The sequence below is a fragment of the Nocardiopsis nanhaiensis genome (assembly GCF_054778635.1).
On record NZ_BAAGZJ010000012.1, the window covers coordinates 54,184 to 66,937 of the forward strand.

7 protein-coding genes are annotated in these 12,754 nt (G+C 70.1%); 4 read left to right on the top strand and 3 right to left on the bottom strand.

Annotation, left to right across the window (positions count from 1 at the left end; translation table 11 throughout):
- Window positions 1–212 precede the first annotated feature (212 nt).
- The 3 genes from ACYVD1_RS08150 to ACYVD1_RS08160 all read right to left on the bottom strand — a co-directional run bounded on the left by ACYVD1_RS08150 (window position 213) and on the right by ACYVD1_RS08160 (window position 4,641).
- Window positions 213–1,436: a thioester domain-containing protein gene (locus tag ACYVD1_RS08150; protein ID WP_460769809.1), complete on the bottom strand. Its 1,224-nt coding sequence runs from the start codon at window positions 1,434–1,436 to the stop codon at window positions 213–215.
- Window positions 1,437–1,838: 402 nt separating this feature from the next.
- Window positions 1,839–3,065, bottom strand: coding sequence for a thioester domain-containing protein (locus tag ACYVD1_RS08155; RefSeq protein WP_460769812.1), 1,227 nt, complete (start codon window positions 3,063–3,065; stop codon window positions 1,839–1,841).
- 406 nt (window positions 3,066–3,471) lie between these two features.
- The gene (locus ACYVD1_RS08160; protein ID WP_460769816.1) at window positions 3,472–4,641 is read right to left on the bottom strand and encodes a thioester domain-containing protein; all 1,170 of its coding nucleotides are present in this window, start codon (window positions 4,639–4,641) and stop codon (window positions 3,472–3,474) included.
- Between the two features lie 294 nt (window positions 4,642–4,935).
- Between ACYVD1_RS08160 and gatB the strand changes: the two genes are divergently transcribed.
- The 4 genes from gatB (at window position 4,936) to ACYVD1_RS08180 (ending at window position 12,745) form a co-directional block, all read left to right on the top strand.
- Window positions 4,936–6,429, top strand: a complete 1,494-nt coding sequence (gene gatB, locus ACYVD1_RS08165; RefSeq protein WP_460769820.1) for an Asp-tRNA(Asn)/Glu-tRNA(Gln) amidotransferase subunit GatB — start codon at window positions 4,936–4,938, stop codon at window positions 6,427–6,429.
- A gap of 462 nt (window positions 6,430–6,891) precedes the next feature.
- Complete coding sequence (locus ACYVD1_RS08170; RefSeq protein ID WP_460769823.1) at window positions 6,892–9,597, top strand: putative bifunctional diguanylate cyclase/phosphodiesterase; 2,706 nt, start codon at window positions 6,892–6,894, stop codon at window positions 9,595–9,597.
- A gap of 85 nt (window positions 9,598–9,682) precedes the next feature.
- Window positions 9,683–10,570 (top strand): hypothetical protein, encoded by an 888-nt coding sequence (locus ACYVD1_RS08175; protein WP_460769825.1) that lies wholly within the window; start codon window positions 9,683–9,685, stop codon window positions 10,568–10,570.
- A 414-nt stretch (window positions 10,571–10,984) separates the two neighbouring features.
- On the top strand, window positions 10,985–12,745 hold the full coding sequence (locus ACYVD1_RS08180) for an acetolactate synthase large subunit (protein ID WP_460769828.1): 1,761 nt from the start codon (window positions 10,985–10,987) through the stop codon (window positions 12,743–12,745).
- Window positions 12,746–12,754: the final 9 nt, after the last annotated feature.

Sequence of the window (12,754 nt, forward strand, 5' to 3'; positions counted from 1 at the left end):
GATATCAGCCATCTGTCATGTCCTATGTAAACCCCGACGGGTCATCGGCGTACTCAGTTGGCCCGCACTATCGGCGTGCCCTACCGGGAACGCGCACTGCCCGGAAAAGGACTTCGGACCCTTGCCCCAGAAATCCGAATGACAAAGGGCCCGTCCCGCGAAGGTTCGCGGGACGGGCCCCGGGGCGGATCGAACGCCCAGGCGCTAGGAAACTAGACGTCCTGGTCCGGGACGATGCCGCTCTTGCGCTTGCGGCTCAGGTAGAGGGCGCCGCCACCGGCACCCAGGGCGGCCACGCCGGCGGCCACCAGGCCGACCAGCGCGCCACCGGTCACGGGCAGCGTGGGCTCGTCCTCTTCCTTCGGAGCGGGCTTCTCCTCCTCGGGCTCGTCGGACGGGGTCGGCTTCGGGTCCGGCTCCTCGGTCGGCGTGGGGTCCGGGTCCGGCGTGGGGTCGGGGTCCGGGGTCGGCTCCGGCTCTTCGGCCTTGGCCCACTCCACGGAGGCGTCCGCGTCGGCGGTCACCTCGCCGTCCTCGGCGGTGATCAGGGTCTGGGTCGCCTTCTCCGTGTGCTCGCCCCTGAACAGGCGGCCCTGCTGGACCGTGGCGGTGGTCTCCAGGGAGAAGGAGGCCTCGCCGGCGTCAGCGTCCTCGGGGACCGCGAAGCCGACCTTGTCACCGTCGTTCACGTGGTCGACGGCCTCGCCGGTCCCCACGTCCACCAGCTCCACGCCGTCCGGAGCTTCGAGGGCGACCGGAACCTCGGCGGCGTTGGTCGAGACCTCGAACTCGCCCACGGTGCCACCGGCCTGGCCCGCGGCGCTGCCCGGGGTCACGCTCAGGGTCGGGGCGGGCTCCTGGGCCAGCTCCTCGGCCTCCTCGACCAGGTACTCGTAGATGCCCTTGACGTTGGGGTTGGGCCGGGTCGTGTCCAGGGTGGCGCCGTTGCTGTAGTGCCAGATGGCGGCCTGGGTGGCGGCCAGCGCCTCCTGCTCCGTGACCCGGGCGGAGTTGACGCCGGAACCGGCCTTGTCAGCGAGGTCGGCGGGGGACACCGAGGGGTAGCCCTCCTGGAGGATCCAGTGGACCTTGCCGGGCTCGGCGAAGTTCCCCTTGCCGTCGTACTCGTTCCAGTCGTCTTCCTTGTACCAGGCGCCGCCGCGGATGCCGGTCTCGATGTCGATGCAGTACGCGGTCAGCTCGCTGCCGTCTTCGAGGCGCAGCGTGAAGAGGTTGGTGCCGATGGTGCCCGTGCTCATAGTCACGGACTCGCCAGCCTGGTTGAGGCTGCTGTCGTACTGGGCGCGCACGGAGCCGTCGTTGGTCTCCACGGGGTCGGCGGCGGCCGGGGCGGCTAGGCCGAAGGCCAGCAGCGCAGCCGCGGAGACCGCGATACCGGCGCGGACCGGGGTCCGGAGAACGGGGGAATGCTTCACGTCGTGTCCTGTCATGAGGTGCTGTGCCACAGGCCCGGGGGGCGTGGCAGCGGGGAGGAGATGAGGAGGACGCGCCCGGGAGGGGCCGGAGCGGCTTCGGTACTCGAGTGAGTCCGGTGGCACAGCAGAAGTGATTGTGCCTGACCGATATTAGCGATGTGTGCTGTCGACTCCAAGTCGGATCGGCCGAAAACTCCTCAACGAGCGGATCTTGAGCCTTCCGACCAGGAAGAAGGGCCTTTGGACCCACGGTCCCCACAGGCGGCGAAAAGGGGCAGAGGGCACCCGCACCACCGCGCCCGGCCCCGAACACGCCGGAGGGCCCGCCCCCGCGGTCTCTCACGGGGACGGGCCCTCACGCGCTACCCGCCGGGCGGGAGGCCGGACTCGGGGAAGAACCCCTTACTCGTCCGACTCGTCGTCGGCGGCCGCCTTGCGCTTGCGGCTCAGGTAGAGGGCGCCGCCACCGGCACCCAGAGCGGCCACACCGGCCGCGACCAGACCGGCGAGCGCGCCACCGGTCACCGGCAGGGTGGGCTCGTCCTCCTCGGGCGGCGCGGGCTTGTCGTCGCCCGGGTCGCTCGGCTTGTCGGACGGCTCGCTGGGCTCGTCAGAGGGCTCCTCCGGCTCGGAGGGCTCGTCGGTCGGGGGCGGCTCCTCCTCGTCCTTGCCCGGGGTCCAGGACGCGGAGGCCTCGGCCGTGGCGGTGGTCGGACCGCCTTCGGCGGTGATCAGCGTCTGCGTGTCCGGCTGGTCCTTCTTGCCCTTGAACAGGCGGCCCTGCTCGACGGTCGACGTGGTCTCCAAGGAGAAGGAGGCCTCACCCGCGTCGGCGTCGGTCGGAACACCGAAGCCGACGGTGTCGCCGTCCGTAACGGCGTCGACGGCCTCGCCGGACTCGATGTCCACCAGTTCGACGCCCTCGGGGGTGCCCTCGTCGAAGACGACGTCGATCGGCTCGGAGGCGTTGGTCTCGATGGCGAACTCGCCGATGATGTCACCGGCCTCACCGGAGGCGGGCTCGTCCGGGGAGATGTTCAGCGCGGGCTTGGGCTCGTCGGTCTGCGGAAGCTCCTCGGCGTCCCCGACCAGGTAGTCGTAGACGGCGACGACGTCCTCGCCGTTGGCCTCGGGGTCGAGGTCCATGTCGTTGCTGAAGTGCCAGATGGCGGCCTGGGTGCCGGAGAGGGCGTCCTCGCTGCTGAGCCCTTCGACGCCCGCCTCAGCGCCCAGGGCGGCCTCATCCAACTCCGGGTAGCCGTGCTGCAGGACCCAGTGGACCTTGCCGGGCTGGGCGAAGTCGCCCTGGCCCGGGTAGTTGGCCCAGTCGTCCTCCTTGTACCAGGCGTTGTGCACGATGTTGGTGCGGAAGTCGATGCAGTACGCGGTGAGGACGTCCTCGGAGCCCTTGAGGTCCAGGTTGAACAGGCTCGCGGGGGCCGAACCGTCCGTCATGTGAACCTGCGGGCCGGTCTCGGCGTTGCCGGTGTACTGGCCGACGGTGGAGCCGTCACGGGTCTCCACCTCGTCGGCGGTGGCGGGGGCAGCGAGGCCGAGGGCGAGGAGCGCCGCGGCGGAGGTCGCGAGGCCCGCGCGTCCCGCGGTGCGGGGGAGGGAGAAGTTACTCAAGTTGTGTCCCGGTGTCTGCTAGGGGTAACCGGATGGGATCCGCCCAGGTCGAAGGAGAACCTTCAGCGGCGGATGCGGTCGCCACGGATCAGCACCCGATGAAGAGAGAAGTTAGGGGGTGCTGCTGCGATCGCCCGGTTCGGTGTGCACCGCGTTCGGGGCAAGGGGGCGCGGTGTCCGTCGGGAGGGGCAGGAACTTTCCGGTGGGGGCTCGGCGGGAGCGGGCCGCGTGCGCCGTGGAAAAGCCGACCGCCCGCTAGATACTAGCGACCCGATTCGCCACTTCCAACCCGGTTCGCGAAAAATGTGATCCGTTACGGGCGGGGATAATTCCCGACAGGCAGCAGCCGCATTATGAACAGGTGTTATGGAACAGTGCCCCGGTTAAGGGTGTGCTCCGCTGTTCTCAGTCGCGCCGTTTCCGGCCGAGAACCAGGATGAGCAGGCCCGATACCACCAGGGCTCCGGCGACGACCAACAGACCGGACAGCCAGGTTCCGGTACGTGCCAGCCCCTCCTCCGAGTTCCGGTCATCCGCTTCCGGACTCGCGGTCTCGACCTCGACGGGTTCGGCCGGGGCCTCGTCGAGGAGCTCGGGGGCGGTCTCCTCCTCCGCCGGCTCGGCGGCGGCCTCGTCGGGCTCCTCCTCCTGGGCGTCGGCCCGCCACGTGACGGTCGTGGTCGTGGAACTGGTCGCCGACCCCGGCTCCGCGGTGATGAGCGGCTGGGTCCGCACACCGTCGCGACCGGTGAACAGGCGCCCCTCCGCCAGCGGGACCTCGTGGCCGCGCACGTGCAGGGTGGCCACACCCGCCGGGACCGAGGGGTCCACGTCGAGGTAGACCTCATCGCCGTCGACGACCTGCGACACCTCCTGGCCCTCCGCGTTGACCAGCCACGACGCGGGAGCGCCGCGCAACGAGACCTCGGCCGGACCGGCGCTCGCGCTGGACACCGCCAGCGGCCCCAGCGGCTCCGCGGGTGCCACCGCGTCCAGCTGGGCGGGCGACACCTCCACGGACGGCGCGGTCGAACCGGCCTCGGCGTCCTCGCTCCCCTCCACCAGGTACGCGTAGAGCGCGAGGACGTCCCCGTCGTTGGTCTCGGGGTCCAGGGACACGCCGTCCAGCACCTCCCACAGCGCCGCCTGGGTGGCCGCGATGGCGGTGCCCTCGTCCAGGTCCGTCAGGTCGGAGGCCGCGCCCAGATCCGGAAGGTTCAGGTTCGGGTAGGAGTTGGTCACGATCCAGTTCGCCCGGTCCGCCGGGTCCGTTACCCCACCGGTTTCGGACCAATCCGCACGGTCAGACCACGCTGACTCCACGTAGGCGGTGCTCGGGCGCACCTCCTCGCCGGTGTCGAGCGCGTAGGCGCGCACCGAGTCCCCGTCCGACACACGCAGGCTGAAGAGCGCGGTGCCGGCCTCGTCCCCGTTGCTGAGCACGACGGTGCTCCCCGCCACCGGCCCGCGGTCGACGCGTGAGAAGTCGTCGGCGGCGGCCGGAGCGGAGGCAAGTGTGCCGATCAGCGCGGAGGCGGAAAGCAGCGCAACGCACCGACTCAGGATGCCGGACATGCTCAGGCGCTCCCATGTGGAGGACGGCGGGGCGTGCGGGACCCGCCGACGAAGTGTTACCGGGCAATTCAGATTAACGGCACGACCCCCCGGTTGCCGGGAGATCACCTCTACAGCGGCCCAATCGTGCGGTGGCTGTGACATTCGTCGGTTGCGTCACAGGGACCGGGGTCGCCGCGCCTCCCATCCTCGGTAGGCTGACCTGGAAGGTATGTCCTCTACGGAAACGGGTTTGCGGCGATGGCCCACGCGGTAACTCCTAGCCCTGCCAAGAACGGCGGGGGTCCCACCCCGGTGGCCTACGAGCAGGCGCTGACCAGGTACGAGCCCGTGCTCGGTCTGGAGACCCACATCGAGCTGGGTACCGCCTCCAAGATGTTCTGCTCCTGCCCCACCGCGTTCGGCGCCGAGCCCAACACCCAGGTGTGCCCGGTCTGCCTCGCCTTTCCGGGATCGCTCCCGGTGGTGAACGCCAAGGCGGTCGAAGGCGCGATCCGTCTCGGTCTGGCGCTCAACTGCTCCATCGCCCCTTGGGGCCGGTTCGCCCGGAAGAACTACTTCTACCCGGACATGCCGAAGAACTACCAGATCTCGCAGTACGACGAGCCGATCTGCGTCGACGGCTACCTCGACGTCACCGTCGACACCCCCGAGGGCCTCCGCGACTACCGCGTGGAGATCGAGCGCGTCCACATGGAGGAGGACACCGGCAAGTCCTCCCACGTGGGCGGGTCCACCGGCCGGATCCACGGTGCCAGCCACTCCAACGTCGACTACAACCGCGCGGGCATCCCGCTGCTGGAGATCGTCACCAAGCCGATCGACGGCACCGACGACCTCGCGCCCCTGGTCGCCCGCGCCTACGCCGCCGAGCTGCGCGACCTGGTCCGCTCGCTGGGCATCTCCGACGTGCGCATGGAGGAGGGGTCCATGCGCTGCGACGTCAACGTCTCCATCAACGAGCGCGGCGCCGACGAGTGGGGTACCCGCAGCGAGACCAAGAACGTGAACTCCCTGCGCTCCGTCGAGCGCGCCGTGCGCTCGGAGATCGAGCGCCAGGCCGGGGTCCTCGACGCCGGTGAGCGCGTCGTCCAGGAGACCCGCCACTTCCAGGAGAACCTCGGCCGCAGCACCTCCAGCCGCTCCAAGGAAGAGGCCCAGGACTACCGCTACTTCCCGGACCCCGACCTCGTCCCGGTCGCCCCGTCCGCGGACTGGATCGAGGAGCTGCGCGCCACCCTGCCGGAGCTGCCCGCCGCCCAGCGCGCCCGGGTCAAGACCGAGTGGGAGCTCAGCGACACCGAGCTGCGCGACCTGGTCAACGCCGACGCCATCGCCCTGGTCGAGGCGACCGTCACCGAGGGCGCCCCCTCGGCCGAGGCCCGCAAGCTGTGGCTGAACGAGCTCTCCCGCCGCGCCACCGAGCAGGAGGTCGAGCTGGGCTCCCTGCCCATCACCCCGGCCCAGGTCGCGCGGATCATCGCCCTGGTCACCGAGGGCACGCTCACCAACAAGCTGGCCCGCCAGGTGGTGGAGGGCGTCCTCGCCGGGGAGGGCGAGCCCGACGCCGTCGTGGAGGCCCGGGGCCTGAAGGTCGTCAGCGACGACGGCGCCCTCGGCGCCGCCGTCGACGAGGCCATCGCCAGCAACCCCGACGCCGCCGACAAGGTGCGCGGCGGCAAGGTGGCGGCCGCCGGTGCCCTGGTCGGCGCCGTCATGAAGGCCACCCGCGGCCAGGCCGACGCCGGCCGCGCCCGGGAACTCATCCTCGAGAAGCTCAGTAGCTGACGAGCGGGCCCGCGGGGCAGCTGACGCGCTGCTTACACGGGCCTCCCTATTATTGGCGCGGCGCCGTGGGTACTGAGGGGGACCTGCGGCGCCGCCAGCCTTTTCGGAAGTACGTCCGCGCTGCTTGGGAGGGGAGCGGGGACGGTTCCGGGGAGGGCCGGGATCCGGCGAAACAGTCACCCAGGGTGACGATTCCGTCGTCATCTCTCAGCCGGTCCTCAATCGCTGTGTGACCTTGGTTGCGTAGGGTGTCGACGCACGGGGGTGCGTGCGGTCCATGCGGTGCCGCCCCACCACCGCTCGCCCCAGTCCCGCGACAGTCCTGGGCGGTAGCCCGCGGTGCGGCACGGCGCCGTGTCCCTGAGTCGAGTAATCACGAGGTGGGTGCTCCATGTCCGAGCAGAGAGCGCGACGGCGGCCACGGGCCGCGCGGTTCGCGACGCACCCGCTGGGAGGCCGGTGATGGGAACCACGGCACGACGCCTGTGGTTGGTCGGGGTGGGCGCGCTTTTCCTGCTGTACCTCCTCGGGACGCTGATTCCGGCGGGAGAGACGACACTGGCGGACACGCTCGGCCAGTGGCCGACCGCCGTGGTCGCCGGCGCCGCCGGTGCCTCCCTCCTGTACGCCTCGCGCCGCTGGGCGCGGACCGGGGCGGACTGGGCCGCGCACGTGGACGGGGCCGACGGCCCGGCCGCACTTCGCTACCTCGGGCTGGCCGCTCTGGCCTGGTGCGCGGGTGGGCTCACACACGCCATCACCCGGTCCTTCACGGGCGGATCCGGCATTTCCCTCACCCTGGGTGACCTCTTTGCCTTGGCGGCATTGCCACTCTTCGTGATCGGGTTCACCCGGTTCGCTCCGTGGCCGGGCGGGCTGCGTACGGCCACCCGGCACATCACCGACAGTTACGTGTGCGCCGCCGCCGTCTTCTCCGTGGTGTGGCTCCTGCTGTTCTCCCCGCTCTACCAGGAGCTGGGCGAGGGCGCGGGCCTGCTCGGTTTCGCGCTGGTCTACCCGGTCGCCGACATCGTGGTGCTGTGCCTGCTCATACCGCTGGTGTTCATGTCGCCGCACAGCACGCGGCGCGCGGTGCTGCTGGCGATCGGCGCGCTCATCATCATCGCCGCCTCGGACATGATCGGCGCCGTGACCCGATTGACCGGGCCCCCGGTGGCGGGCGGCATCGAGCAGCCCGTGCGCTTCCTCGGATTCGCCCTGCTGGGCGCGCTGCCTTGGCTCGTGGAGCACCGCCCGGGCGCCGCGCCGCGCCGGATCACCGGCCGGGGCCTGTACCGGTTCGCGCCGGAGATCGCCGCGGTGGCCGCTGTCTTCGTGGCCACGGTCGTGCTCACCATCGGCGGCCTGAGCCTGCCCGGCGTCGCCGCGGTGCTGCCGCTGGCGGCCGGGACCGCGGTGCTGGTCCTGCTGCTGCGCGTCATCGGGATGCTGGAGGAGAACGCCACCCTCTCCCGCATGGTGCGCAACCGCGAGGGGCACTTCAACGAGCTCGCCCGCAACAGCGGCGACGTCATCCTCGTGCTGGACCGCGACGGCAGTGTCTTCTACATGAGCCCGGGCACGGCGGAGGCGTTCGGGTACCGGTTGGACGACGTCCTGGCCGCCCCGGTCACCACGCTCATCCACCCCGAGGACCTGGCGCGTACCAAGGCCGTCACGGACCTGTTCAGCGAACGCTCCGGCCAGGGCGTGCACCTGCGCCTGCGGGTACGCGCCGCGGACGGCACCTGGCGGCACACCTCCTCGACGATCTCCCTGTACGAACAGCCGGGCGAGCCGGACCGCCTGCTGGTCACGACCAGCGACATCAGCGCGCAGGTCGCCCTGCAGGACCAGGTGGAGCACCTGACCTTCCACGACGGGGTCACCGGGCTGCCCAACCGGGCCTACCTGGAGGAGCGGGCCAGCGACGTGCTGGCGCACCGGGCGATCAGTGACGACCCCACAGGGGACGTCGCCGTGATCTTCCTGGACCTGGACGGCTTCACCGCGGTCAACGACTCCGCCGGCCACGTCCGCGGTGACCACATGCTGGGACAGGCCGCCCGCCGCCTGCGCGGGGAACTGGACTCGAACGCCACCCTGGCGCGTTGGGGCGGGGACGAGTTCGCCGTCCTGGTCGAGGACGTGCCCAAGGCGCAACGCGTGGTCGACTTGGCCGAACGGCTGGGCCGCGTGATCGCCTCCGTGCCCTTCCAGGTGGCCGACCGCGACATCGTACTCACGGCCTCCATGGGCGTGGCCTTCGCCGAACCCGCCACGGACAGCGGTGAGCTTCTGCGCAACGCCGACGTGGCGATGAGCCGGGCCAAGGCGCGCGGGGCCGGCAACGTGGAGGTCTACGCCGCGCACATGCACGACATGGTCGTGTCCCGGCTCGAGCTCCAGATCCAGCTGCGCGAGGCTCTGGCGGGCGGCGAGTTCTTCCTGGAGTACCAGCCGGTCGTCGACCTGGGTACGTCCCAGGTGACGGCGGTGGAGGCGCTGGTGCGCTGGGACCGCGACGGCGAGACGGTGGGTCCCGACGCCTTCCTGGGCGCGGCCGAGGAGTCCGGGCTGATCGTGCCCTTGGGGGAGTGGATCCTCCGGGAGGCCTGCGAGAAGGTCGCCGTGTGGCGGATCTCGGACTGGGACATTGGCCTGTCCGTGAACCTGTCCGTGAAGCAGATCCTGTCGCCGAGGTTCGTGGGGACCGTGGAGCAGGTGCTGGCCGAGACCGGCCTGCCCGCGGAGGTGCTGACCCTGGAGGTGGACGAGGAGGTCCTGCTCGAGGACGAGGGCGACGCCGTGCAGCGGCTCGGCGAACTGCGGGACCTGGGCGTGCAGCTGGCCATCGACGACTACGGCATGGGGTACGCGTCCCTGGCGCACCTGCGCGAGCTCAGCGTGGACGCCATCAAGATCGACCCGTCGTTCATCGCCGACCTGGGCCGCGACGACACGGTCACCCTGCTCACGCACACCATCATCCAACTCGGCCGCGACCTGGGCGTGCAGGTGGTCGCCGAGGGCATCGAACGCCCGGAACAGCTGGAGCAGCTGCGCGTGATGGGCTGTGACCACGGCCAGGGCTTCCTGGTGGCCCGCCCGATGCCCGCCAACGGCGTGGAGTCCCTGGTCGGCGGAGAGGCCGGCGTCAACCTCTAGCGACACCCCGTGGGCAAACCGGGCCCAATGCGGATATAGCGCCGTTCACCTGCGAAGACGGGGATTGGCTCGCTGGTTTTCCGGCATGCCCTCGCATCAGCACGAGTTCCCCCTCGACCTGATCCGCAACGATCCGGCGTCTGTGGTGGAACTTCTCAAGGAGATGACCGGTAAGTCCTTGCCGGAGTACACCCGCGTGCGCTGTGACGCCGCGGAGGCCACCAGCACGGCGCTGACCCACCTGACCTCTGACTCGGTGGTGGTCTGTGAGCGTCCGCCCTACCCGCACGAGAAGGGGGAGGAGCCGGTCGCGGTCCTCGGGATCATCGTCGAACCCCAGAACAGCCCGGACCCCCGCAAGTACTACCGATGGCCCGCGTACGTGGCCAACACCCGGCTGCGCCTGGAATGCCCGGTGGTGCTCCTGGCGCTCGTGCCCACGTCGGCGCTGGCAAGCCGCTTCGCCGAACCGATCGACCTGGGGTGCGGCGAGGTCCGCCCCTTGGTCCTGGCCCTGGACACCCTCACTCCCGTCACCGACCCGAAGGTGGCCGCGGCCCGGCCGGTACTGACCGTCCTGGCTCTGGCCAACAACCCGACCGAGGACGAAGCGGCGCTGGACTCGCTGCTCACGGCCTTGAAATGCCTCGATAGCTCGTCCACCTCGCTGTACTCTGACTATGTGATCGCGGCCTTGTCCGCCACGGCCCTCGGATCATTGGAGAAGCTGATGAAGCTGAAGGACTACGAGTTCAAGACCGAGATGATCGGCCGCCCCTTCCGGGAAGGAAGGGAGAGGGGACGAGTCGAGGGGCGAGTCGAGGCACTTCTCGGCTTTCTGGAGGCCCGGGGGATCGAGGTGACCGAGGCCGCGCGGGAGCGGATCACCGGCACCACCGACATCGCGGCACTGGACACCTGGCTGCGGAGGGCGGTCTGCGCCGAGCGGGTGGAGGACCTCTTCGGCGAGTAGGCCGGTATGCGCCGACTCCTCCGGTTAAGTCCGGCTTACGAACTGCGCCTCGGGCCCCTGCCCTGTGTCCTGCGTTACACAGAACAGGGGTCCCATCTGTGTCTGTGCAGTTCAGGGCGGCGTGGTTTCAGAGGCTGGAGTCGCATGCTGACATTTTCGTCTCGCATAGTGAGACATTATTAAGTTCTGGTTGACGGGCGACCGCTCCTTCGGCCAATGTTGTCAACGTGCAGAACAACTTCCTGATTCTCGTACTTGGTCGGCGCGCAGCCCACTGAGTTTCTTCTGCTGCGCGCCACCCCTCAACCGCCACCGGGCGGTGGGGGTTTTTTTATTGCCAAACCGGGCCGAGAGCCAGAACCACCGTCCCCAGAGCCGCTGTACCGCTCTGGACCCTCGCTGAAGGATCTTGAGATGACCGAGCAGATGACCGGCGCCCAATCGCTGATCAGGTCGCTGGAGCACGTCGGCGTTGACACTGTCTTCGGGATTCCCGGCGGCGCCATCCTCCCCGCGTACGATCCGCTCTACGACTCGCCCAAGGTGCGCCACATCCTCATGCGCCACGAGCAGGGTGCAGGGCACGCGGCCGAGGGATACGCCTACGCGACCGGCCGCCCCGGAGTGTGCATCGCCACCAGCGGCCCCGGAGCCACCAACCTCGTCACGCCCCTCGCCGACGCCCACATGGACTCCGTCCCGATGGTCGCCATCACCGGCCAGGTCGCGTCCCCGATGATCGGCACCGACGCGTTCCAGGAAGCCGACATCTGCGGCATCACGATGCCGGTCACGAAGCACAACTTCCTCGTCAAGGATGTCCGCGACATCCCCCGCACCATCGCGGAGGCCTTCCACATCGCCTCCACCGGCCGCCCCGGCCCCGTGCTCGTGGACATCGCCAAGGACGCCCTCCAGGGCACCACCGAGTTCGCCTGGCCCGAGCGCCTGGAGCTGCCCGGCTACCGCCCGGTCTCCAAACCCCACGGCAAGCAGGTCCGCGAGGCCGCCCGGATGATCGCCGACGCCAAGCGCCCGGTCTACTACGTCGGCGGCGGCGTCCTGCGCGCCGGTGCCGACGCTGAACTGCGTGTCCTCGCCGAACTGACCGGCGTCCCCGTCGTCACCACGCTGATGGCCCGCGGGGTCTTCCCCGACAGCCACCCGCAGTACGTGGGCATGCCCGGCATGCACGGCGACGTCGCCGCCGTCGGCGCCCTCCAGAAGGCCGACCTGGTCGTCGCCCTCGGCGCCCGCTTCGACGACCGCGTCACCGGGCGGCTGGACAGCTTCGCCCCGGACGCCAAGATCGTCCACGCCGACATCGACCCGGCCGAGATCTCCAAGAACCGCCACGCGGACGTGCCCATCGTCGGCGACTGCCGCGAGGTCCTCGCCGACCTGGTCGTGGCGGTCCGGGCCGACCAGGAGAAGGGCCGCACGGGCGAGTACGAGGCCTGGTGGAACCGGCTCAACCAGTTCCGCGCCAACTACCCCAAGGGCTTCGACGCCCCCGACGACGGAAGCCTGTCGCCGCAGTTGGTCATCCAGCGCCTCGGCCAGATGGTCGGCTCCGAGGCCACCTACGTCGCCGGCGTCGGCCAGCACCAGATGTGGGCCGCACAGTTCATCGACTACGAGCGCCCCGGCGCCTTCGTCAACTCCGGCGGGCTCGGCACCATGGGCTTCTCCGTCCCGGCGGCCCTGGGCGCCCAGGTCGGCGACCCGGACCGCGTCGTGTGGTCGGTCGACGGCGACGGCTGCTTCCAGATGACCAACCAGGAGCTCGCCACCTGCGCCGTCGAGGGCATCCCGATCAAGGTCGCGGTGGTCAACAACGGCAACCTGGGCATGGTCCGCCAGTGGCAGACCCTCTTCTACGAGGGCCGTTACTCCAACACGGACCTGCAGACCTCCCCGATGGACGAGAAGGTCCGCATCCCCGACTTCGTGACGCTCGCCGAGGCCTACGGCTGCGTCGGCCTGCGCTGCGAGCGCCCCGAGGACATCGACGCGACGATCGAGAAGGCCATGGCCATCAACGACCGCCCCGTCGTCGTCGACTTCACCGTGAACCACGACGCCATGGTCTGGCCCATGGTCGGACCCGGTGTCAGCAACGACCAGATCCAGTACGCGCGCGACATGGCGCCGAACTGGGAACACGAGGACTAGAGGAGATAG

Excerpts from the sequence above, each read along its gene's own strand:
- ACYVD1_RS08160 (WP_460769816.1), bottom strand. The coding sequence starts at position 4,641 with ATGTCCGGCATCCTGAGTCGGTGCGTTGCGCTGCTTTCCGCCTCCGCG.
- ACYVD1_RS08170 (WP_460769823.1), top strand. The coding sequence starts at position 6,892 with ATGGGAACCACGGCACGACGCCTGTGGTTGGTCGGGGTGGGCGCGCTT.
- ACYVD1_RS08175 (WP_460769825.1), top strand. The coding sequence starts at position 9,683 with ATGCCCTCGCATCAGCACGAGTTCCCCCTCGACCTGATCCGCAACGAT.
- ACYVD1_RS08180 (WP_460769828.1), top strand. The coding sequence starts at position 10,985 with ATGACCGAGCAGATGACCGGCGCCCAATCGCTGATCAGGTCGCTGGAG.